Origin of the sequence: Flavobacterium frigoris PS1 (genome assembly GCF_000252125.1) — a bacterium.
GTDB classification, from domain to species: Bacteria; Bacteroidota; Bacteroidia; order Flavobacteriales; family Flavobacteriaceae; genus Flavobacterium; species Flavobacterium frigoris_A.
Genome location: NZ_AHKF01000015.1, coordinates 337,273 through 359,495, shown reverse-complemented (window position 1 = coordinate 359,495; position 22,223 = coordinate 337,273). Strand labels below are relative to the sequence as shown.

The following is a 22,223-nucleotide window of genomic DNA, read 5'->3' as shown; positions in this document are numbered from 1 at the left end:
TATGCTAAACATATCTGACAATAATAAAACTAATCCTCCAAGTTTAGAAAAATTTGAAACGATTAAAAATCTGAATTTAAATTCAAATTCAAAAATATTAAACAGAATTATCGTTTCCGTTTGTATTTTAGGAATATTAATATTATTTCTTCCCTGGACTCAAAACATTTCTGGATCAGGTTCAGTAACCACGTTAAAGCCCAACCAAAGGCCACAATCGATCCAAAGTGTAATTTCTGGACGAATAGAAAACTGGTACGTTCAAGAAGGTGATTTTGTAAATAAAGGAGACACTATTCTTTATATTTCCGAAATTAAGGAGGACTACATGGACCCTAATTTAGTCGCCAATACAAAGAGACAAGTCAGTGCAAAAAAATCATCGTTAGAATCTTATGGTTCAAAAGTAACTGCATTGTCTAGTCAAATTCAATCGATAGAAAGTGAAAAAAGACTAAAACTAGAACAAGCGCAAAACAAAATCAAACAATCACTATTAAAAATAAAAAGTGACAGCATGGATCTTGTTGCCGTAAAAACACAACTTAAGATTGCAAACACTCAATATGATAGAGCGGTTCAATTGAATAATGAAGGACTTAAACCATTGACTGATGTTGAAGACAAAAGACTAAAACTGCAAGAAGTAGAAGCGAAAATCATCACTCAGGAAAATAAATTCCTAGGCAGCAAAAATGAATATATTAATGCTAAAGTAGAAACAAACCGAATTACTGCTGAATACTCTGAGAAAACATCAAAAGCACAAAGTGACCAATTTACTGCTTTAAGTAATCAATATGATACCGAAGCACAAGTAAACAAGCTAGAAAATCAATATGCTAATTACAGCATTCGAAACGGAATGTATTATATAAAAGCACCTCAAAGCGGTTATGTCAACAGAGTTTTACAAGCCGGGATAGGTCAAACTGTAAAAGAAGGAACTCCTATTGTGAGTATAATGCCTGCAAAATATGATATTGCTGTTGAAACTTACGTAGACCCAATAGATTTACCATTAATCAATAAAGGCGAAAAAGTAAGAATTTGGTTTGATGGATGGCCTACAATCGTATTCTCAGGATGGCCAGATGTTTCTTATGGAACTTTTGGCGGAAAAATCGTCGCTATCGAAAATTTCATAAGCGATAATGGAAAATACAGAATATTAATTGCTCCAGATGAAGAGGAAGACGCATGGCCCAAAAAAATCAGTATTGGATCAGGTGCTGAAACTATTGCTCTACTTGACACCGTACCAATTTGGTTTGAAGTATGGCGAGTCCTAAATGGGTTTCCTCCTAATTATTATAAAACAAACTCAAAAACAGCTAAAGATAAAAAATAATGAAACAGCTAATTATCCTTTTACTGTTGTTTGGTCCCTTTGCCTTTGGGCAAGTTCCAATCGAAAATTTATCAAAAGAATTCACTTATAATGAGTTCTTAGGATATGTAAAAAAATACCATCCGCTAGTTAAGAATGCCAATTTAGAAATCAATAAAGCGCAAGCTAATCTCATGATGTCTCGTGGTGGGTTTGACCCAAAAATTGAAGTCGATTTTAAGGAAAAACAGTTCAAAAACAAAGAGTATTATTCCATTCTAAATAGTAGTTTTAAAATCCCAACCTGGTACGGAATCGAAATAAAAGCGGGATTTGACAACAATGAAGGAATCTATCTGAATCCGGAAAACACAGTTCCTAACCAAGGATTGACCTCATTAGGAATAACAGTTCCTTTAGGACAAGGTTTATTCATTAATCAAAGAATGGCTGATGTACGCAAGGCAAAAATTCAAATAAAACTAAGTCAAGCCGAGAGAAAACTCCAGGCAATTGCCGTCCTATATGATGCGTCGATAGCATATTTTAATTGGAAGAAAACGTTTAATGAAGTGAAATTATACGAAACGTATAATACTAATGCACAAAATCGATTTAACGGAATTAAATCCTTAATAAAAGCGGGAGACAAACGTGCAATTGATAGCATTGAAGCTGGAATAAGTGTGAAGAATAGAAAGCTGAGCCTCGAAGATTCTAAACTAAAGTTAAACAAAGCAAAGTTAGAACTGTCTAATTTCGTTTGGCTGGAGAATTCTATTCCGCTTGAGCTTTCTGATGCACTTACTCCAGAATCAAATTTAGAGGGAACGATACAGGAAACATTAAAAACAAATGATCTATTAAACAATGACTTTACGTTAGAAAATCATCCAAAGATTAATAGTTTAGAAAATAAGATTGAAATTTTGACCGTCGAAAAAAAGCTTAAAGCAAATATGCTCTTACCCAAAATTGATGTTGGATACACCTATTTAGCTGAGCCAAGCTATATTGACAACTATCAATTTGAAGATTATAAAATTGGATTGAACTTTTACTTTCCTTTATTTTTAAGAAAAGAAAGAGGCAGTCTGAAACTAGCCCAATATAAAATCCAAGAAACAGAGTTCCTTTTAAACCTAGAAAAAGTACAACTGTCGAATAAAATTAGCGCACAAAAAACGGAGATCGAATCCCTAGAAAAACAAAATGAAATTATAAAGACATTAGCAGAAGACTATGGTCTGATGCTAAAATCAGAGGAACGTCTTTTTTCTTTTGGCGAAAGCTCCCTTTTTTTAATAAACAGCAGAGAGAACAGTTTGATCAGTGCACAATTAGCATCAATTACTTTAGAAAACAGATATTTCGTCTCTAATTCTGAACTTTTTAAAATTATGGCTAATCCGGATTAAATAATTTTAAAATCGTACTTTTGCCAACTGAAAATAAGAAATATGATTATAGTAAAATCCCGTGAAGAAATAGAATTAATGCGTGAAAGCGCCTTAATAGTATCGAAAACATTAGGAATGATTGCCTCTGAAATAAAAGAAGGCGTTACCACTCTATATTTAGATAAATTAGCTGAAGAATTCATTCGTGATCATGGAGCTGTCCCTAGTTTCCTTGGTTTATACGGTTTCCCAAACTCATTATGTATGAGCCCGAATGCACAAGTTGTACACGGAATTCCTAACAATACGCCTCTTGAAAGTGGGGATGTAATCTCTGTTGATTGTGGTGCATTTAAAAATGGCTACCATGGCGATCACGCCTATTCTTTTGAAATTGGAGAAGTTTCAGCAGAAACAAAAAAATTATTGCAAGTGACCAAAGAGTCTCTTTATGTTGGAATCCGTGAATTTAAAGCCGGAAACCGTGTGGAAGACGTTGGTAATGCAATCCAAAAGTACACAGAATCTTTTGGTTACGGAGTCGTTCGCGAATTAGTAGGTCATGGACTTGGACAAAAAATGCACGAAGATCCTGAAATGCCAAATTACGGCAAACGCGGTCGCGGCAAGCTTTTTGTTGAAGGAATGGTTGTTGCAATCGAGCCCATGATTAATCAAGGAACGCGTAACATTAAACAGCATAAAGACGGCTGGACGATAACAACCGCAGATAATAAACCAAGTGCTCACTTCGAACACGATGTAGCGCTTATTGACGGTAAACCAGAGCTACTTTCTACTTTTGCGTATGTGTATCAAGCATTAGGAATTGTAAGTAATGAAGAAGATGAGTTTAGAAAAACACCATTAGTACTGTAATGAAGAAAATTTTCAAACTCGTACTTAATACAATTCCTCGCCCATTACTTATTCGTTTAAGTTATGTGGCGCGTCCAGTTTTAGCTTTTGCTTTAAAAGGAAATACTTTTACGGATCCAATTGACGGAAGAAGCTTTAAAACCTTCCTGCCCTACGGTTACGGAACCCAAAGGAACAATGTGCTTTCGCCAAGTACACTTTCGTTAGAAAGACACCGTTTACTGTGGTTGTATTTAAATGAGCAAACTGATTTCTTTACGGCTCCTAAAAAAGTCTTGCATTTTGCTCCTGAACAAGCATTCTACAAACTGTTTAGAAATCAGAAGAATCTTGATTACACAACAACCGATTTGTTTTCACCTTTGGCCGATGTAAAAGCAGATATTTGTGATTTGCCTTTTGAGGACAACCAGTATGATATTATTTTGTGTAATCACGTTTTAGAGCACATTCCAGATGACACTAAAGCCATGCAAGAATTATATCGCGTATTAAAACCAGGCGGAATGGCTATTTTACAAATTCCACAAGATTTATCTAGAGCAGTAACTTTTGCGGATGACACCATAACAGACCAAAAAAAGCGTGCTGAAATTTTTGGACAATACGACCATGTGCGTATTTACGGTCGCGACTATTTTGACAAATTAAGAGGCATTGGTTTTAAAGTAATCGAAGAAGATTACACCCATAAAATTGCTCCCGAATTAGTAGAGAAATATTGTTTGGCAAAAGGAGAAATCATTCCCGTTTGTTTCAAATAACACATTAAAATAAATGCCCGCTAAATTAGATTTTAACGGGCATTTTTAATTTAAATTGTTGTCAACTTAACTTTTGACTTCTGGCATCAACATTGCGACAACCTTATCTTTAGTCAGATATTTTTTAGCAACTGCCTGAATATCTTTGGCAGTAATTTTATTGATTGCTTCCTCAACTTGAAGAATTCTCTCAGGACTTTTTCCATCAATATAAGACTGAGTAAAATTACTCAACCAAAATTGATTTTCCTTAATATCCTTTTTATATTCAAGCAACTCCGCTTCTTTAAATTTAGCTACATCCTTTTCATCAGGACCATTATCGATTATTTTTTGTAATTCTTTTAAAGCAGATACTGTTAATTTCTCAGCGTTTTCTGGACCACAAGGAAAACCTATTCTGAAATTAAAAGAACCGTTGGGCACTTTAGTCATGCCGCCTCGAGCGCTTACTCCATAAACACCAGCTTCATTTTCTCTTAATTCTTCAATTAATTTAATGGTCAACACTTCGCCTAATGCTTGCATTGCCAGCGCTTCTTTTTCCGAATAAACAGCATCTCCGTAATACATAATCGAAACTGTACTTTTAGGATCTGTACCTTTATTGATTACTTTTTTCAAGTCTCCTTTTAGCATTCTGTATCCCAAATCAGTTACAACATCCTTTTTCTTAGTTGATGGTAATGAAGCAATATATTTAGAAGCAAAAGCCTCCATAACTTTATCATCTACGTTTCCAATAAAGAAGAACTCAAAATCCCCAGCATTAGCAAAACGTTCTTTGTATTTTTTATAAGCCAATTGATAATCCGTTTTCGCCCATGTTTTATCAGTAGGGACAATTCCGTTAAACCTAGGATCTTCTTTCATCAAATAGGCATACAATTCTTGTTGGAAAAAGAAAGAAGGTTGTGAAGCCATATTTTTATAAAAAGCAGATTGCTTTTGCTTAAAGCCTTCAAAAGCTTCTGGATCTAAATTCAAATCTGTAAAATAAGCATAAGTACTTTGGAACAAATATTCTAAATCTTTAGGAGTAGATCTACCTTTTAAGCCTTCAGTAAAAGTACTGATATAAGGATTAACCGAAGCAATTTTACCCGACATGAATTTGTTGATATCATTTAGTGACAAACCAGAGAAACCTGCTTCCGCCAAAGCTCCATTAGCAAATTGAGTTTTAATTATTTCGTCATTAGAATAGGTATTTGTTCCTCCAAAACTTACTGCGTCCATAAGGATTTCATCATTCTTAAAGTCAGTTTTCTTGTACTTCACTTTTGCACCATTCGAAAGGAATAAAGTTGTGAGACCAAGTTTTGCATCTATTTCTTTCTTTAGAATTGCTCCCGACTTAACCTCATTTCTAAGTAGGCTAGTTACTGCTTTAGAATCTTCATAAGCTGTTATTTCATCAGCATTTATTTTTAATGCACCTAAAACTTGCTGCTCTGTAACCTTAACTAATCCTTCTTTTTCTGGACCCGTAATAATAACTACTCTATTGTCCTCTTTTACTAAATCCTTCATGTATAAAGTGACATCGGCCAAAGAAATGGAAGGCAACAACTCTTTTGTTGTTTTAAATTCCCATTCTATTCCAGGAGCAGGCACTTGCTCTAGAAATTCTGACTGATACTGAGCTACAAATTGATCTGAATCAGTTTTGTCACGATCATTATATTGTTTCTCATATTCTGCCAAAACTTCAGATTTCGCTCTTTCTAACTCTCCTACTGTAAATCCATACTTTTTAGCACGTTCATTTTCAACTACTAAAACCTTAAGTGCTGACAATTGTTTGTCTTCTTGAACAACTGCAAAGGATTGATACGCTTCTTTACTTCTTGCATATGTCCCACCATGATACGAATAACCATAAGTAAAAGGCGGTGTTGCTGAATTGACTAACTCACTTAGTCTATTATTAATCATTGTAGTAAATAAACCTTCGGTTATATTGTTCTTATAATTACCTATAGTTTTCATTTTTTTTGGTGATTCGTAATCCTTATATAGTAATCGAACCATTGTGTAAGGTGCTTCTTTATCACTTTCAACAGCTACAAAAGTTTCCTTATGATTAGGTACCTCATATACTTTTCTCTCCTTCTCGTTTGCTGGGTTTTTATACTTAGAAAAATGTTCTTTCACTTTTTTCTCCATAGCAGCAACATCTATATCACCAACCACGATAACACTAATCAAATCTGGTCTATACCAATCTTTGTAAAAGTTAACAATTTTATCGTATTTGAATTTCTCTAAAATTTCTTTTTCTCCAATTGGCAAACGATCCGCATAATGTGAGTTGTACATCATTTTAGGTAGATAGCGACTAAGCATTCTTTTGTCGGCACCAAGACCTAACCTATACTCCTCTAAAACAACACCTCTTTCTTTTTCAATTTCTTCTGGAGTTAAATCAGCATTAAATGCCCAATCCTCGATAATACTAAAACCGTTTTCTAATTTCTCTGGACTATCAGAAGGAATTGGAAGGAAATATACCGTTTCGTCAAAACTTGTGTATGCATTTAAATGCTGTCCAAATTTCACCCCAATACTTTGTAAATAATCTACCAATTTATTTTTAGGAAAACTTTTCGTACCGTTAAAATTCATGTGCTCCATAAAGTGAGCTAATCCTCTTTGGTCATCATTTTCAAGAATTGAACCTGCATTTACAACTAATCGCAAATCAACTTTGTTTTCAGGTTTGGCATTTTTCTTGATGTAATAAGTTAATCCATTTTCAAGAACACCTGTTTTTACGGAGGGATCTAATGGGATTTTTTTAGAAAGGTCAAGGTCTTGCGCGAAAATCACTGAAGAACAGAATAGTAATCCAATGGTAACTTTAGAAAATTGCTTCATATAGTTTTGTTTGTTTTTTAATAAATCTAATCCTAAAAAACACAAAACCAAGCGTTAAATAAGAAATATTTAACATTTTTCTTACAATAAACAACGATTCCAATTTCACTACAGATGTATTAATTTCAACTATTAATCACTATATTTAACACTTTTAAGCGCTTTCTTTAAATGAAAAAATTACTTACAATACTACTTCTATCTTCTATCCATCTGTTATTTTCCCAAGTAGAAAATGAAGTGGCACCACCATTTAAAATCAAGACTATATCCTTTATTCAAAACAATCAAAATGCTATTCCAATATTCCAATTAGGTAGTGGATTCCAATTACAATTTGATGACTTATTTGGCAATGAAGCCGATTACTATTACGAAATTATACACTGTGATTATGAATGGAATCCGACAGAAATTCCAAAAAGCGAATATTTGCTAGGTTTTGACAATCAAAGAATCCAGAATTACACGAACTCTTTCAACACCTTGCAGATATATTCCCACTATGTATTGTCAATCCCTAATCAGTTTACACAACAATTACTACTCAGTGGAAATTATATGCTTAAAATTTTGAATGATAGCAAAGAGGTCATTTTCTCGAGAAAATTCATTTTGTACGAAGATCTAGTAGCCGTTCCAACACAAGTAAAGCGAGCCCGAACGGTGCGTAATTTAGAGACTAGACAAAATTTAGAGTTTACCATAAAATCGAGTACGATTACTTTTCAAAACCCTATTAAAAATGTCAAAGTAGTACTTCTCCAAAACGGAAAGTTCAATACTGCTATCAAAAATATACTCCCACAATACACAATTGGGAATGATTTAATTTACAAATACGATACCGAAACCCAATTTTGGGCTGGAAATGAATTTTTGTATTTTGAAAATAAAGACATTAGAGCTGCCAATAACAATGTATCACGAGTAGATGGAAGTACCGAAATTTACAATTCTTATTTGTACACCAATAACGCACGCGCCAATTTTCCCTACTCTGTTTTCGAAGACGTTAATGGCAATTTTGTAGTACGCAATTTAAACGCAGAGAATAGCGAGATTGAAGCCGATTATGCTTGGGTCTATTTTAGTCTTTCAGCGCCCACTTTCAGAAGCAACAAAGAGATCTTTATTAATGGAATGTTTAACAATTACAGTCTTGTACCTGAATTCAAGATGGATTACAATCCTAAAAAAGGGATTTATGAAAAAGCCATTTTAATTAAACAAGGGTTTACGAATTTTGAATATATCATTTCTGATAGTAAGGGAGTCATTGATAATGAAAATGCGATTGACGGAAATTTTTATCAAACGGAAAATGATTATTCCGTTTTAGTCTACTACCGTGAAAACACCGATCGCTATTATAGGGTAATAGGTAAAGGATCTGCTAACTCCTTAAATATCATTAATTAAAAAAATATTTAGAAAAGCGGCAAAACAAAATCAAAAAATTGTAATTTTGTTGTTATTACACACATATTTAATACTTTATTATGGTTTCTCAAATAACAAGAGGCATAAAAATTTCGGTGTTGACTAGTTTTGAAGGCACTTACTTCAAGAACTATAAAATCCACTTTGCCTTCAGTTATCAGATCACGATAGAAAACTACAGCAAGGATTCTGTCCAGTTGACTTCAAGACATTGGGAAATTTTTGACTCTCTAAACAATATAGAGATTGTTGATGGCGAAGGAATCATCGGAAAAAAACCAGTTTTAAAACCAGGGGAACTCCATACTTATAGTTCAGGTTGTTTGTTGTCGTCTCCTTACGGCGCAATGAAAGGCTATTTTAATATGATTAATTTTACGAGCACAAAAAACTTTAAAGTTTTCGTACCTACTTTTAAATTGTGCGCCCCATTTGCATTGAATTAACGTTTACTACTGAAGATATTCCTTTTTCTTATACTAAATTTATCAAAATTTCAAATTATCATTTGTACTTTTGTCCTGCAATAAATTATTCGCAACAATTACAGTAATTTATTTATTTATAATTGTCTAATCTTATCTGTTAAAACAGATTAACAAATTACAATATCATGCTAAAAGGATTTTTTCACGTACCAAAAGCGGTAAACGAACCAGTAAAAGGGTATGCACCAAATTCACCTGAAAAAGCAGCCGTTCAAGCAGCTTACACTAAAATGTGGAATTCTAAAATTGACGTGCCATTATATATTGGAAGCGAAGAAATTAGAACTGGAAATACAAAAACAATGTCGGCTCCTCACGATCACAAACATATCGTAGGAACGTATCATCTTGCCGAAAAGTCTCATGTTGAGAAAGCTATTGCAAACGCATTAGAGTCTAGAACTGCTTGGGCTAACATGGCTTGGGAACAACGTGCCGCTATTTTCCTTAAAGCAGCCGAATTGATCGCAGGACCTTACAGAGCAAGAATAAATGCTGCAACAATGATTGCGCAATCTAAAAATGTTCATCAGGCAGAAATTGATGCTTCATGTGAATTAATTGACTTTTTACGTTTCAACGTAGAATTCATGACTCAAATATACGGGGATCAACCAACATCTACCTCAGATATGTGGAACCGTTTAGAATATAGACCTCTTGAAGGATTTGTATATGCAATCACACCGTTTAACTTTACAGCAATTGCTGCTAATCTTCCAGCTAGTGCTGCGATGATGGGTAACGTTGTTGTTTGGAAACCAAGTGATAGCCAAGTATTTTCTGCACAAATCATTATTGAAGTATTCAAAGAAGCAGGAGTTCCGGATGGAGTTATCAACGTAGTTTTTGGAGATGCGCAAATGATTACGGATACGGTTCTTGCAAGTCGTGATTTTGCTGGAATTCACTTTACAGGTTCAACTAACGTATTCAAAGACATCTGGGCAAAAATTGGAACTAACATTCACCATTACAAAACCTACCCAAGAATCGTAGGGGAAACAGGTGGAAAAGATTTCATCATAGCACATTCAAGTGCGAACCCAAAACAAGTTTCTACAGGTATTGTTCGTGGAGCTTTTGAATTTCAAGGACAAAAATGTTCAGCTGCCTCCAGATCTTATGTGCCAAAAAGTTTATGGCCAGCAGTAAAAGAACAAATTATCGCTGATGTAAAATCAATGAAAATGGGTTCTCCAGAAGATTTCAGTAATTTTATTACTGCCGTTATTCATGAAGGTTCATTTGACAAATTGGCTAGTTTTATTGACCAAGCTAAAAAAGATTCTGATGCTGAAATTATCGTTGGTGGAAACTACGACAAATCAGTAGGATACTTTATTGAGCCTACAGTTATTGTAACGACTAATCCTCATTACTCAACTATGGCAACTGAATTATTCGGACCAGTAATGACAATTTTTGTTTACGAAGATGCTAAATGGGAAGAAACTCTTGAGTTAGTAGATACTACATCTGAATATGCATTAACAGGAGCTGTTTTCAGTCAAGATCGTTATGCTATTGAAGTAGCAACAGTGAAATTACAAAATGCTGCTGGTAATTTCTATATCAATGATAAACCAACAGGTGCTGTCGTAGGACAACAACCATTTGGTGGAGCAAGAGCTTCAGGAACAAATGACAAAGCGGGTTCTCCATTGAACTTATTGCGTTGGGCTTCTCCTAGAACAATCAAAGAAACTTTTGTAACTCCAACAGATTACAGATACCCATTTTTGGGAGAATAAATGAGTCTTAAAGTATGAACGTCGAAAGTCTTAAAAAACTTTGCAAGTATAAAAAAGCCGAATCTAAAATTTTAGATTCGGCTTTTTGAATTTTATGATGTTATTCTACTCTTTCAACCTTAAGACGCTCAAATAATTGACTAAACTGTAAACTTCAAGGGCAAATGCACTACTTTCTTTGTTTCAAAGAATTCATCTTCAAAGAAATTAGCTAAATTATATTCAGTCGCTTTAGGAAAATCCTTCAATTCTTCTGTCAAGTCTCCGCCTTTTAGGTAAAGGATTCCGTTTTTTAGCTCGTGCTTGTTATTTTTCTTAATTTTTGTCTTTACCCAAGAAACAAAATCAGGCATATTAGTAACAGCACGACTCACGATGAAATCAAAATCACCTTTTACGTTTTCAGCACGCAACTGTTCCGCTTTCACGTTTTTCAATTCTAATGCTTCGGCAACAGCCTGAACTACCTTTATTTTTTTACCAATTATATCAATCAGAAAAAAACGGGTCTCCGGAAAAAGAATCGCCAGTGGGATTCCGGGAAATCCACCTCCAGTTCCTACATCCAAGACAAAAGTCCCAGGTTCAAATTTTATGATTTTGGCAATCCCCAAGGAATGCAAAATATGTTTGGTATATAAGGCATCAATATCTTTTCTAGAAATGACATTAATTTTTTCGTTCCAATCGTGATACAAATCGTCCAATTTTGCGAACTGCTCTTTTTGAATATCGGTTAAATAAGGAAAATGCTTAATAATCTCGTCCATCGTTCTATTTTTTTAACAAAAGTACTATTTTTAACTCTTAAATATTTAACTCAATTTGGCACAGTTAAAATTTATAATAATTATCTTTGGAACTTATTATATTTACATATGAATAATACGGCACCTACATTTGCAAGACAAGATAACCTGAAGTTTTTCAGAACGCTTAACTCACGGGTTAACAACTACTTCAAAGAAAACAACATACAAAAAACAGGAAACTGGAGGCTTTATTTAAAAACAGTTATCCTTATAACTGTTTTTCTTGCGCCTTACTTTTTGATTTTAACTCTTGACATGCCTTTTTGGGCACATCTTTTATTGACCATTGTTATGGGAATAGGGATGGCTGGAGTAGGAATGAATGTGATGCATGATGGAAATCATGGCTCCTACTCAAATAAAAGCTGGGTAAATAAATTCATGGGAGGAACCATTTACGTTTTAGCAGGAAATGTGCACAACTGGCAAGTACAACATAATGTACTTCACCATACCTATACTAACATCCCAGGTCATGACGAGGATCTTGATGCAGGAAGAATAATCCGCTTTACAAAAGATGCAAAATGGCATAATTTCCACCGTTTTCAACAATATTATTCCGTATTTTTATATGGACTGCTTACTTTTAATTGGGCGTTAACAACTGATTTCAAGCAAATGAAAAGTTATCTAAAAAGAAAATTATCTTATGGAGAAGCTAAAAGCCCTAAGATCCTTTGGACAACCTTAATAATTACAAAAGTAATTTATGTTTCCATCTGGATTGTATTGCCAATAGTGATAGGCATTACTTGGTGGAAAGTATTAATCGGATTCTTTATCATGCACTATACCGCTGGCTTGATTTTGAGCATCGTATTCCAACTAGCACATGTTGTAGAAGAAACAACTAATCCATCACCAAATGAATTAGGAGAAATGGACAATACTTGGGCAATTCACCAATTATTTACAACTACCAATTTTGCTCCAAAAAATGCTATTGTAAACTGGTATACTGGAGGTTTAAACCACCAAATCGAGCACCATATTTTCCCTAACATCAGTCATGTACATTACGGGAAAATTGCAAAAATCGTGAAAGAAACAGCACAAGAATGCAATTTGCCGTATTATGAATACAAAACGATGCGCAGCGCAGTTATCGCCCATTTCAAACATTTGAAAGAATTGGGGATGAAACCAGAACTTATATAATTGTACACGAAAATTGTAGGGAGGCACTGTAGTGCCTCCCTACAATCAAAATAAAACTAAAAACTAATCAATAACTACCCTACCTATTCATATCTAGGGCATCAACACTACTTTAATGAATCCACTTTCAGACAGAATTAACAACCTAGCGACTTCACAAACATTAGCAATGGCTGCTTTGGCCAGAGAATTAAAAGCACAAGGAAAAGACATCATCAGTTTAAGTTTAGGGGAACCTGACTTTAATACACCTGACTTCATCAAAGAAGCAGCAAAGAAAGCGATTGACGAAAACTATAGCACCTATTCGCCTGTGGAAGGATATGGTGAATTGAAAGATGCCATTTGCCGAAAATTTAAAAGAGACAACAATCTAGAGTACAAACCGTCTCAAATTGTAGTTTCAACTGGAGCAAAACAATCATTATACAACATTGCACAAGTAATGCTAAATGATGGTGACGAAGTAATTTTACCTGCACCCTACTGGGTTTCTTATTTCGAAATCGTAAAATTGTCTGGAGGAATTCCAGTAGAAGTTCCAACCTCTATCGAAAGTGATTTTAAAATCACACCAGAACAATTAGAAGCTGCTATCACACCAAAAACAAAAATGATGTGGTTTAGTACACCTTGTAACCCATCTGGATCTGTTTACAACCGTGAAGAGCTAACTGCATTGGCTAAAGTATTAGAAAAATACCCACATGTATACGTTGTTGCAGATGAAATCTATGAGCACATCAATTTCTCAGGGACTTTTTGCAGTATTGCATCTATCCCAGGAATGTTAGAAAAAACAATCACTGTAAACGGAGTTGCCAAAGCGTTCGCTATGACAGGATGGAGAATTGGTTACATAGGAGCACCTGAATTTATCGCAAAAGCATGTACAAAAATCCAAGGACAAGTAACTTCTGGAGCTAACAGTATTGCACAACGCGCTACTATCACTGCTGTAGATGCTGATCCAAGTGTTCTAAAACACATGGTTGACGCTTTCCATAGCCGAAGAGACTTAGTTGTAGGATTGCTAAAAGAAATTCCTGGAGTTAAAATCAACGTTCCAGAAGGAGCATTTTATGTATTCCCTGACGTTTCTTCTTTCTTCGGAAAAACACTAAGAGGAACTGAAATCAATAACGCAATGGATTTATCAATGTATCTTTTGGCCGAAGCGAATGTAGCAACTGTAACAGGTGATGCTTTTGGAAACCCAGACTGTATCCGTTTCTCTTACGCAACTAGCGACGACATTTTAAAAGAAGCTTTAAAAAGAATTAAAGACGCATTAGCACTATAGCCCAAAGTCTTAATCCGGTTTAAATAAATACATAAATACCTCAGGAAATTTTCTTGAGGTATTTTTTTTGGGCGTGTTCGCGGCGGCGAATCGGGCTATTCGCTATATCTTTTATTCCGCTTTCGCTCTATAAAAGGATGCCGCTATTATCCCTCACGCGAATCCCCTATAAAATTAGTCTTTATCATTATCTATTACCGATAAATTCCTGAGATATCAATACGAATACACCTTTTAATATGTTGGCATGAGCTGAGCAATTATAAAAAAAGGTCCAATCTTTACCCCACATTTCTCTTTTAGCTGAATTATTTCCAAAAAACCCTTACCCTAATTAGAAATCTTGGATAATTTATAGGAACTTTGCAAACTATTTTAGGCCAAAACCTAAAAGCCTAAAGTTTTAAAGATGAAGAAGAAAATAGAAATACTGGCTCCTGCCAAAGATTTAATTCATGGAATAGCAGCCATCAATAGTGGTGCCGATGCAGTTTATATTGGCGCACCAAGATTTGGCGCACGCTCTAATGCAACCAATTCCATCGAAGATATTGCCGCTCTTGTAAAATATGCACATTTATATCACGCACAAGTATTTGTCGTTATGAATACAATTTTGTACGATAATGAGTTAGAAACCTGTCGCCAAATGATATGGGCACTGTACAAAATAGGTGTCGATGCACTGATAGTCCAGGATATGGCCATCATGGAAATGGATCTACCCCCTATCGTATTGCATGCGAGCACACAAGCCAACAACCGTGATGCCGAAAAAATAAAATTCTTAAAAGAAGCTGGAATGAAACGTGTCGTTTTGGCTCGTGAACTGAACCTGCACCAAATAAAAGAAATCAGCGATACTGCTGATGTGGAACTAGAATTTTTCGTGACAGGCGCTTTATGTGTTTCTTTTAGTGGAAATTGCTATATGAGTGTAGCCAATGGTGAACGCTCTGCAAACCGTGGTTCTTGCGCACAAAACTGCCGTTTACCCTACAACTTAATCGATGGTCATGGTGAAACTTTAATCAAGAACAGCCACTTGCTTTCCATCAAAGATTTTGACGTTTCAGACCAAATACCGAATCTTGTTGAAGCGGGTGTGATATCCTTTAAAATCGAAGGTCGCTTGAAAGACATTGTCTATGTGAAAAATAATGTTTCTTACCTGAGACAAAAGCTAGACAGCTTTTTAGAAGGAAGCGACAAATATACCAAAGCATCATCGGGAAAATGTACTTTTACCTTTGACTCTGCTTTGAACAAAAGTTTCAACCGTGGTTATACTGACTATTTTGTAAACGAGCGCCACAGCACTATTGGCTCTTGGGAAAGTCCAAAATCAAAAGGGCAATACATTGGTAAACTCATCAAAACAACAGCCAATGCTTACGAAATAGAAAACGGAGAAATGTTGAATAACGGTGATGGTCTTTGCTACATCAACGAAAACAATGAAGCGGACGGAATCTATGTCAACAAAGTCGAAAACGGCTTGGCATATCCAAATGTTTTAAAAGAATTAGCTCCGGGAACTTTTATCTATCGTAACAATGATGCCGCATTTATCAAAATTGTGGAGCGTGAAGACAGTGCAGTTCGAAAAATAGGAACTACTTTATTATTGACTGAAAACGAAACTGGTTTTGAACTTATCGCTACTGATGAAGATGGCTACGTAAGTACTGTAAAATTAGAACACGCCAAAGAACAGACTAAAAACAATCTTTCAATAGAAGAAAACATAAAAACTCAGTTAGCAAAAACAGGATTCACTCCTTACACCGCTGATGAAATTAATGTAATGTTCTCTCAAAATTGGTTCTTACCAATATCGAAAGTAAACGAAATGCGTAGAACGGTTTACGAGCAATTGTCTGAAATACGTCTAGCAAATTACCATCGTGAAGAACACCAAATGGTAAAAACCACACATCCTTATCCAGAAACCAAATTGGATTTCATGTATAATGTATCTAATAAAATGGCCCGTAAATTCTACGAACGTCATGGAGTTACTGAAATCGAACAAGCATTTGAATTGCAGTGGGAACCAGGAAAGTCTCGCGTAATGACAACTAAATATTGTATTAAATACGAACTGGAAAGATGCCCAAAATACCATCGTGAAAATATGGATCAAAAGCTCAAAGAACCATTAGTACTAAAACAAGGCGAATTGGAGTACAAGCTAAAATTCAATTGCAAACCTTGTGAGATGGAAATTTGGGAAAAAGATGCTGAATTTGAAATTGAAGAAGATCACGAACACTAAAATACAAAAACCGATGCTTTAAATAGTATCGGTTTTTTTTATACGTTTCATTTTAATAGAATTGTTCCTCTTCCAACACTTCATTTAACACAAAATAATTGATGGATTTGCCGTCACAAAAAATCAATTCAGTATTTTTACATTCCATTTAAGACAACAAAAACATGAAAATACTATTGCTAGGTTCAGGTGAGTTAGGAAAAGAATTTGTAATCGCAGCGCAACGCATCGGGCAAACCGTAATTGCTGTTGACAGTTACGAAAACGCACCGGCCATGCAAGTTGCTCATGGTTTTGAAGTCATCAATATGCTTGATGGTGATGAATTAGATCGAATTGTAGCAAAACATCTACCTGATTTTATTGTGCCGGAAATCGAAGCCATTCGCACAGAACGTTTTTATGATTATGAGAAACAAGGAATCACAGTAGTACCATCAGCAAAGGCAGCCAATTTCACCATGAACCGTAAAGCCATTCGAGATCTAGCTGCTAAAGATTTGGGCTTAAAAACAGCTAATTACCGTTACGCTACTACAGCCGAAGAATTGCAAAAAGGAGTTGAAGTAGTAGGAATGCCTTGTGTAGTAAAACCTTTGATGTCTTCCTCAGGAAAAGGACAATCTACTATAAAAACAGAAGCTGATATTGAGAAAGCATGGAATTATGCCGTTGACGGTTCTCGTGGTGATGTAGTTGAAGTAATTGTAGAAGCTTTTGTCAAATTCAATTCGGAGATAACACTATTAACCGTTACCCAAAATAATAATCCCACTTTATTCTGCGCGCCTATTGGTCATCGTCAAGAACGTGGCGATTACCAGGAAAGCTGGCAACCCGCTCAAATTTCAGATAAAGACTTATACGAAGCACAAGACATGGCCGAAAAAGTAACAGAAGCACTCGGTGGCGCTGGACTTTTTGGTGTAGAATTTTTCTTGACAGACGATGGTGTTTATTTCTCTGAACTTTCTCCTCGACCACATGATACTGGAATGGTAACACTAGCGGGGACTCAGAATTTTAATGAATTCGAATTGCATTTAAGAGCCATTCTAAGTTTGCCTATTTCAGGAATCACACTTGAAAAAGCAGCTGCAAGTGCAGTAATTTTAGCATCAGAAAATAGTACAAACCCAACATACAAAGGATTAGAAAAAATTGCTGCTTTAGCTAAAACTGACTTTAGAATCTTTGGTAAACCAAGCTCAAGACCATACAGAAGAATGGGAGTTGCATTGACAAATGATACTTTAGAAACACCTATTGAGGAAATTGTGGAACGTGCTAAACAAGCCGCTGCATTAATTGAAGTTCAGTATTAAATTATCGCTTTGATTGCCGGAATGCCTTTGGTGTCATTCCAGTATTTTTCTTAAATAATCGCACAAAATAGGAGTAATCATCGTAGCCTAATTTGGTTGCGATTTCATTAACTGTCAAATTCTTATTCATCAGCATACGCTTTGCTTCCAGAATAATGCGCTCAGTAATTACCTGCGTAGTAGTTTTACGTACTATTTCGTTACAAATTCTATTGAGGTGTTTCAGGCTTATATTGAGTGTATTTGCATAATAGGAAGCTGTTTTTTTATCAATGAATTTATTTTCTAATAGTTGCCCAAACTGCTTTATCTTACTATTGTAAGAGTGGACTTCTGGGACTACAGTCTCATTGTATTTTCTTGCTAATTCGATATGAATAATATCTAATAAATTTAATATTTTATCCTGCTTAAAAATTTTCCTTTCTACACTTTCTACCAACATCATTTTAAACAAAGGCTGTAACGAAACAGACTCTTGATTCGTCAAGACAATCTCCGATTTAGTATTCGCTGAAGAGTAAAAAGGAAAGCTGTCAATGTCTTTTTGTCCAAAATAAAGATCATACATTTCCTTTGAATAAAAAACCACAAACCCCTCTACATCTTCAGACAAACTCCAATGATGCATTTGCCCAGGCTGCAATACAAAAACGCTCCCAGCCCGCACATTAAACTTATCAAAATCGACTTCATGAGTACCTGAACCCGCAGTAAAAAAGACCAATACATAAAAATCATGCCTATGTGGCTCTTCTACAAAACTGTGGGTTAGCAGATGATTTTTGAAGGTATTGATATAAAAATCACTGTTGACTGAATTACAGTTGAATCGCTGAATCGTATAAATAGGATATTTTTTCATAACTCCTCGAAATGTCTTAATTGTGCTATAACTAGCGAATATAGAAAACATATCTGATAGCAATAACAAATACCTTTGAAAAAAAATTAAAATGGCAAATTCACTTGTTCATATCTTAAATAACGAATGCCCTCAATGTCATGGAGGCAAAGTATTTAATGAAAAAAATATCTTCTTCAATATTGGATTCCCAAAAATGAATAAGAGCTGTTCTCACTGTCAATATAAATTCGAAAAAGAACCCGGCTATTTTTTTGGCGCTATGTATGTCAATTATGGGTTAACCGTTGCGCAATCCATCGCTACTTATGTTGTAGCCCAGTTTTTCTTTACAGAAACATTCGACTTACGAATCATTGCTATAATTGCCTTTGTTATTATTGTGATGGCACCTTTTAACATTCGATTTTCGCGTCTATTATGGATTTATATGTTCAAAAATTATTCGATATAGCCCCTTAAATTCGCTACTAAATACCATACAAATGGGTAGAAATTAGACTTACCGCTATTGATTCCTATATAAAACAACTACTTTGTACGGCATTTAGAATTAAATAACATTTTTTTAAAATAATATCAAGGTTTTAAGACCTATTTTTGCAAACAACGCAAAAACAGCAATATGAATTTACTCATAGTAGAGGACGAGCCCAGCCTTTTATCGATTTTAAGAAAAGGCTTTATCGAAAAAAACAATGATGTAAGCGTTGCTATGGATGGCAAAACTGCCTTAGAAATGATTAATAACTACACTTTTGATGTCGTTATTTTAGATATAATGCTTCCCGAAATAAATGGGATTGAATTATGCAGAAGACTAAGGGCCAGCAAAAATTTTGTTCCAATATTGTTATTAACAGCTCTCAGTACTTCAGAAAACATTGTCACTGGTCTTAATGCAGGAGCTGATGACTATTTAACAAAACCCTTTAAATTTGGTGAATTAGATGCACGAGTAAATGCTTTGGCACGAAGAGCAAATCAAGAACTAGAAAAAATAGATACAATAACTATAGATGATTTAGAAATTAACGGCAATTCAAAAATTGTAAAAAGAGCTGGACAAACAATAACTTTGACAGCAAAAGAATTTAAATTATTGTATTATCTTGCTAAAAACAAAGATAAGATTGTATCAAGACACCAAATTTTAGATAATGTTTGGGATATTAATTTTGACATGAACACTAATGTAGTAGATGTTTATATTACTTATCTAAGAAAAAAAATAGACAAGCCATTTAACAGTAAACTCATTCAAACAATGAAAGGTTTTGGTTATATAATTAAATCCTAAAAATGAATATTAGAAAAAAAATCACCTTTACTTACGTTGCCCTTTCCACCTTAAGCACTTTACTTTTATGCATTGTCGTTTTTTTCTTATTTAGAAGTAACAATCAATATTATTTTTTAAAAAGACTAGAAGATAGAGCAAAAATTGTTGCTTCAATTCATTTTCAAAACAATCCTGAAAAAATCAAATATTACAGTGAACTTAAGAAAAATGGTCTTGAAGAGCTGCTGAATGAAGAAGATTTTGTCCTTAAAATAAACAGTAAAAACACTTTTGAATACAACCCAAATATCAACCTTACAAACGAGTTTTACACGAATATTTTAAAAAACGGTAAAGATTGGTTAGAGATTGACAATAAATATTATCTGGGACAAATATTCCAAGAGAACAATCAAAAATACATTGTAATCATCTCTGCTATAGATCGAAGAGGAAATGAAACAACAATAAACATCGTTAGAATAATGCTCTTTGGAAGTATAGGCTTTTTAATTTTAGCGTTCTTTCTTGGACGTATTCTTGCAAAAAGAGTCATTAATCCTGTAGCACGAATAACTAAGGAAGTCAACCGTATTAGCGCATCAAACCTTCACAAAAGACTCCCGAAAAATAGCAGTTCAGATGAAATTTCGGATCTATCAAAAACATTTAATCATATGTTAGACAGGCTTGAGACTTCGTTTGAAATACAGACTAATTTTATCAACAACGCTTCACATGAATTAAAAACTCCAATTACAACTATAATTGCAGAATCAGAGATAATGCTCCTTAAAGAAAGGGAAACACACGAATACATAACCTCTTTAGAAAACATTTACAACCAAGCCTCAAAGCTCGGGAATTTAACGGAAAGTTTATTAAAACTCACCCAAACTGGCTACGATGGAAAAAAGCAAGTAATGGATATCATCCGAATTGATGAATTAGTAATGGATGTAAAATCGGATATTGACAATATTTATCCTGAAAACAGAGTAACCATTAAACTTAATTTAGCGCCCAAAAACTCCAATATGTTTTTGATTCCCTGTAACCGACCATTATTAGAATTAGCTATTAATAATATCATTTCTAATGGTGTAAAATATTCTAATAATGACGAAGTATTTGTAACACTTACCGCGGACAAAAATTTAATAAAGATAACAATAAATGATATTGGCATTGGTATCCCTCCGGAGGATATACCTCACTTATATGAACCTTTTTTTAGAGGAGAAAAAGCTGCAAAATATACTGGGTACGGATTGGGATTGCCACTGGCTATGAAAATTATCCGAATGCATGATGGTGAACTGCATGTACAATCGGAGCAAAACAAAGGAACTATTGTTACCATTATTTTCAATAAATCCAACATTAAAAATTCTAATGTCAATTCTTAGGAAATTCTAATGTTACATTAATATCGCTCTAATTTCCATGAAGTTATTTTGTATGTATAAACTAAACAATTATACATATGAAAAATTTCTTAATACCTACAACATTAAAAGAGGATACAATTGGCGCTGTAAAAACAGCTGTTAATCTTGCAAAAGGAAACGACTGTAAAATTATTTTAATGCTCATTTCTGAAACTCCAGATACGTACTCTTCCCCTTCTAGCTTTTTAAGAGAAATTATAAATAAGTCTACAGCTAATGAAGAAAATATTCTTCATATTTGTAGAGAGATCGTTTCAAAATTTGACAATTGCTCGCTTAAAATCCACAATCAATACGGAATCTCTTCTCCTGTTTTTAAACGAATCATCGAGCATTTTTCATTGAACCTCATCATTGTCACACATTCCTACCACCAAGAGGAAAAAAGAATAATACAGAATTTAGTTCAATTATTAGACAATCAAAAATGCCCTATCTTACATTTAGGAGCTATGGAGAATCAGGACGTTTTCAACAAAGCCCTCTATATTGAAAATACAGCTTCCACTATTCCTATTGAGGATTTACAGCAATTTATAACCAAAAATTTCTGCTCCCAAATCGTGAGTATGACCTCTGATATTGAGACTACAAATCTCGAAGAGTTCACTCCCTATCTAACTGAGGTTATTAACAAAAACGGAGTTAACTTATTGGTAAAAACACGTAAACCCAAAAAAATAAAATTAAAAAAGAGCCCGAAACAAGACAATATTATCTTTTTAGGCCTCTCCGTTTTATCACTTTACGAAGAAATGGTTTTAGAACATAATTTTCAAGAATTAAGTTTAACCTAAAAACAAGAAAA

At 34.4% G+C, this 22,223-nt stretch carries 18 protein-coding genes; 15 read left to right on the top strand and 3 right to left on the bottom strand.

What is annotated here, in order from left to right; genetic code table 11:
- Position 1: 1 nt before the first annotated feature.
- From HJ01_RS06900 to HJ01_RS06885, 4 genes are read left to right on the top strand one after another with little or no spacing between them, the layout of a single operon-like run.
- Positions 2-1,351, top strand: a complete 1,350-nt coding sequence (locus tag HJ01_RS06900) for an HlyD family secretion protein (RefSeq protein ID WP_007137625.1) — start codon at positions 2-4, stop codon at positions 1,349-1,351.
- On the top strand, positions 1,351-2,748 hold the full coding sequence (locus HJ01_RS06895) for a TolC family protein (protein WP_007137624.1): 1,398 nt from the start codon (positions 1,351-1,353) through the stop codon (positions 2,746-2,748). The genes HJ01_RS06900 and HJ01_RS06895 overlap by 1 nt, the downstream gene beginning before the upstream one ends.
- A 42-nt stretch (positions 2,749-2,790) precedes the next feature.
- Positions 2,791-3,609 (top strand): type I methionyl aminopeptidase, encoded by an 819-nt coding sequence (gene map, locus HJ01_RS06890; protein ID WP_007137623.1) that lies wholly within the window; start codon positions 2,791-2,793, stop codon positions 3,607-3,609.
- Positions 3,609-4,373: a class I SAM-dependent methyltransferase gene (locus tag HJ01_RS06885; protein ID WP_007137622.1), complete on the top strand. Its 765-nt coding sequence runs from the start codon at positions 3,609-3,611 to the stop codon at positions 4,371-4,373. Before map ends, HJ01_RS06885 begins: the two co-directional genes overlap by 1 nt.
- Before the next feature lie 66 nt (positions 4,374-4,439).
- Here the strand turns inward: HJ01_RS06885 and HJ01_RS06880 are convergent, their stop codons facing one another.
- The gene (locus HJ01_RS06880; RefSeq protein WP_040473748.1) at positions 4,440-7,253 is read right to left on the bottom strand and encodes a M16 family metallopeptidase; all 2,814 of its coding nucleotides are present in this window, start codon (positions 7,251-7,253) and stop codon (positions 4,440-4,442) included.
- A 171-nt stretch (positions 7,254-7,424) separates the two neighbouring features.
- Here HJ01_RS06880 and HJ01_RS06875 point away from each other — a divergent pair, with 171 nt between their 5' ends.
- The 3 genes from HJ01_RS06875 to pruA all read left to right on the top strand — a co-directional run bounded on the left by HJ01_RS06875 (position 7,425) and on the right by pruA (position 10,938).
- Positions 7,425-8,675: a DUF5103 domain-containing protein gene (locus tag HJ01_RS06875; protein WP_007137620.1), complete on the top strand. Its 1,251-nt coding sequence runs from the start codon at positions 7,425-7,427 to the stop codon at positions 8,673-8,675.
- Between the two features lie 80 nt (positions 8,676-8,755).
- Positions 8,756-9,142, top strand: a complete 387-nt coding sequence (gene apaG / locus HJ01_RS06870; RefSeq protein WP_007137619.1) for a Co2+/Mg2+ efflux protein ApaG — start codon at positions 8,756-8,758, stop codon at positions 9,140-9,142.
- Between the two features lie 167 nt (positions 9,143-9,309).
- Positions 9,310-10,938, top strand: a complete 1,629-nt coding sequence (gene pruA, locus HJ01_RS06865) for an L-glutamate gamma-semialdehyde dehydrogenase (RefSeq protein ID WP_007137617.1) — start codon at positions 9,310-9,312, stop codon at positions 10,936-10,938.
- Between the two features lie 140 nt (positions 10,939-11,078).
- Here the strand turns inward: pruA and rsmG are convergent, their stop codons facing one another.
- Entirely contained in the window at positions 11,079-11,708 is a 630-nt protein-coding gene (rsmG, locus tag HJ01_RS06860; protein WP_007137616.1) for a 16S rRNA (guanine(527)-N(7))-methyltransferase RsmG, read from the bottom strand.
- Positions 11,709-11,816: 108 nt separating this feature from the next.
- Between rsmG and HJ01_RS06855 the strand changes: the two genes are divergently transcribed.
- The 4 genes from HJ01_RS06855 (at position 11,817) to purT (ending at position 17,817) form a co-directional block, all read left to right on the top strand.
- Entirely contained in the window at positions 11,817-12,911 is a 1,095-nt protein-coding gene (locus HJ01_RS06855) for a fatty acid desaturase family protein (RefSeq protein ID WP_007137615.1), read from the top strand.
- Between the two features lie 115 nt (positions 12,912-13,026).
- A complete protein-coding gene (locus HJ01_RS06850; RefSeq protein ID WP_007137614.1) occupies positions 13,027-14,214 on the top strand; it encodes a pyridoxal phosphate-dependent aminotransferase in 1,188 nt (395 codons plus the stop codon).
- 409 nt (positions 14,215-14,623) lie between these two features.
- Positions 14,624-16,492, top strand: coding sequence for a peptidase U32 family protein (locus HJ01_RS06845; protein ID WP_007137613.1), 1,869 nt, complete (start codon positions 14,624-14,626; stop codon positions 16,490-16,492).
- A 164-nt stretch (positions 16,493-16,656) separates the two neighbouring features.
- A complete protein-coding gene (purT, locus tag HJ01_RS06840; protein WP_007137612.1) occupies positions 16,657-17,817 on the top strand; it encodes a formate-dependent phosphoribosylglycinamide formyltransferase in 1,161 nt (386 codons plus the stop codon).
- Between the two features lies 1 nt (position 17,818).
- Here purT and HJ01_RS06835 read toward each other — a convergent pair whose 3' ends face one another.
- Positions 17,819-18,682: an AraC family transcriptional regulator gene (locus tag HJ01_RS06835; protein ID WP_007137611.1), complete on the bottom strand. Its 864-nt coding sequence runs from the start codon at positions 18,680-18,682 to the stop codon at positions 17,819-17,821.
- Between the two features lie 91 nt (positions 18,683-18,773).
- On the opposite strand from HJ01_RS06835, the gene HJ01_RS06830 reads away from it, so the two are divergent.
- From HJ01_RS06830 to HJ01_RS06815, 4 genes are all read left to right on the top strand, one after another.
- Positions 18,774-19,136, top strand: coding sequence for a DUF983 domain-containing protein (locus HJ01_RS06830; RefSeq protein WP_007137610.1), 363 nt, complete (start codon positions 18,774-18,776; stop codon positions 19,134-19,136).
- A 171-nt stretch (positions 19,137-19,307) separates the two neighbouring features.
- Positions 19,308-19,982 (top strand): response regulator transcription factor, encoded by a 675-nt coding sequence (locus HJ01_RS06825; protein WP_007137609.1) that lies wholly within the window; start codon positions 19,308-19,310, stop codon positions 19,980-19,982.
- A 2-nt stretch (positions 19,983-19,984) separates the two neighbouring features.
- Positions 19,985-21,373 (top strand): sensor histidine kinase, encoded by a 1,389-nt coding sequence (locus HJ01_RS06820; protein ID WP_007137608.1) that lies wholly within the window; start codon positions 19,985-19,987, stop codon positions 21,371-21,373.
- Positions 21,374-21,450: 77 nt separating this feature from the next.
- Positions 21,451-22,212, top strand: a complete 762-nt coding sequence (locus tag HJ01_RS06815; protein ID WP_007137607.1) for a hypothetical protein — start codon at positions 21,451-21,453, stop codon at positions 22,210-22,212.
- The last annotated feature ends 11 nt before the right edge of the window (positions 22,213-22,223 follow it).

Bases quoted from the DNA above. Each gene is read 5' to 3' on its own strand.
- HJ01_RS06900 (WP_007137625.1), top strand. From the start codon at position 2: ATGCTAAACATATCTGACAATAATAAAACTAATCCTCCAAGTTTAGAA.
- HJ01_RS06895 (WP_007137624.1), top strand. From the start codon at position 1,351: ATGAAACAGCTAATTATCCTTTTACTGTTGTTTGGTCCCTTTGCCTTT.
- map (WP_007137623.1), top strand. From the start codon at position 2,791: ATGATTATAGTAAAATCCCGTGAAGAAATAGAATTAATGCGTGAAAGC.
- HJ01_RS06885 (WP_007137622.1), top strand. From the start codon at position 3,609: ATGAAGAAAATTTTCAAACTCGTACTTAATACAATTCCTCGCCCATTA.
- HJ01_RS06880 (WP_040473748.1), bottom strand. From the start codon at position 7,253: ATGAAGCAATTTTCTAAAGTTACCATTGGATTACTATTCTGTTCTTCA.
- HJ01_RS06875 (WP_007137620.1), top strand. From the start codon at position 7,425: ATGAAAAAATTACTTACAATACTACTTCTATCTTCTATCCATCTGTTA.
- apaG (WP_007137619.1), top strand. From the start codon at position 8,756: ATGGTTTCTCAAATAACAAGAGGCATAAAAATTTCGGTGTTGACTAGT.
- pruA (WP_007137617.1), top strand. From the start codon at position 9,310: ATGCTAAAAGGATTTTTTCACGTACCAAAAGCGGTAAACGAACCAGTA.
- rsmG (WP_007137616.1), bottom strand. From the start codon at position 11,708: ATGGACGAGATTATTAAGCATTTTCCTTATTTAACCGATATTCAAAAA.
- HJ01_RS06855 (WP_007137615.1), top strand. From the start codon at position 11,817: ATGAATAATACGGCACCTACATTTGCAAGACAAGATAACCTGAAGTTT.
- HJ01_RS06850 (WP_007137614.1), top strand. From the start codon at position 13,027: ATGAATCCACTTTCAGACAGAATTAACAACCTAGCGACTTCACAAACA.
- HJ01_RS06845 (WP_007137613.1), top strand. From the start codon at position 14,624: ATGAAGAAGAAAATAGAAATACTGGCTCCTGCCAAAGATTTAATTCAT.
- purT (WP_007137612.1), top strand. From the start codon at position 16,657: ATGAAAATACTATTGCTAGGTTCAGGTGAGTTAGGAAAAGAATTTGTA.
- HJ01_RS06835 (WP_007137611.1), bottom strand. From the start codon at position 18,682: ATGAAAAAATATCCTATTTATACGATTCAGCGATTCAACTGTAATTCA.
- HJ01_RS06830 (WP_007137610.1), top strand. From the start codon at position 18,774: ATGGCAAATTCACTTGTTCATATCTTAAATAACGAATGCCCTCAATGT.
- HJ01_RS06825 (WP_007137609.1), top strand. From the start codon at position 19,308: ATGAATTTACTCATAGTAGAGGACGAGCCCAGCCTTTTATCGATTTTA.
- HJ01_RS06820 (WP_007137608.1), top strand. From the start codon at position 19,985: ATGAATATTAGAAAAAAAATCACCTTTACTTACGTTGCCCTTTCCACC.
- HJ01_RS06815 (WP_007137607.1), top strand. From the start codon at position 21,451: ATGAAAAATTTCTTAATACCTACAACATTAAAAGAGGATACAATTGGC.